This is a genomic window from Staphylococcus sp. EG-SA-2, from assembly GCF_017152085.1.
In genome coordinates this window covers 1-564 of record NZ_JACYHC010000064.1, presented here as the reverse complement: position 1 = coordinate 564, position 564 = coordinate 1, and the positions used below count along the sequence as shown (strand labels likewise).

At 33.5% G+C, this 564-nt stretch carries 1 pseudogene; it reads left to right on the top strand.

Annotation, left to right across the window (positions count from 1 at the left end):
- Positions 1–564, top strand: a pseudogene (locus tag IDG60_RS00495) (bifunctional metallophosphatase/5'-nucleotidase); the annotation flags it as partial.

Below are 564 nucleotides of genomic sequence, written 5' to 3'. Positions count from 1 at the left end.
GTGGATTGAATAAAATTAGTAATAGTACGAAAAATAAAAAGGCAAGTTCGAATGAAGCTGAAAAATTAATGGAAGAACTCGGTGTTATAGATTTAATGATTACAGCTCATCAGCATCAAACAATAGTCGGTCAAGATCATGAAACGTATTATGTTCAGGCTGGTCAAGATGCAAAAGAGCTTGTACATCTTTCGATTAATTTTAAAAAGAGAACAACAACTTATGATGTTGAAAGCATTGATTCTAAAGTGATTGACTTAAATGAGTATGAAGAGGACCAAGAATTATTAGATTTAACATTCTATGATAGAAAAGCAGTGGCTTATTGGTCACAGGAAATCATAAGTGATAAAGGTTTGATGTTATCAGTAAATGGGTTACAAGATTTAGTCTGTCAAACACATCCATTTTCACAATTATTACATGATGCAATTCACCTTGCATTTGATAATGATATAACATGTGTCCACGTGCCTATGAACGGAGAGAAGGGGTTGAGTGGACAGATTCGAAATGAAGATTTGTATCATGCATACCCATATCCAGATAAGCCAATGGATATGA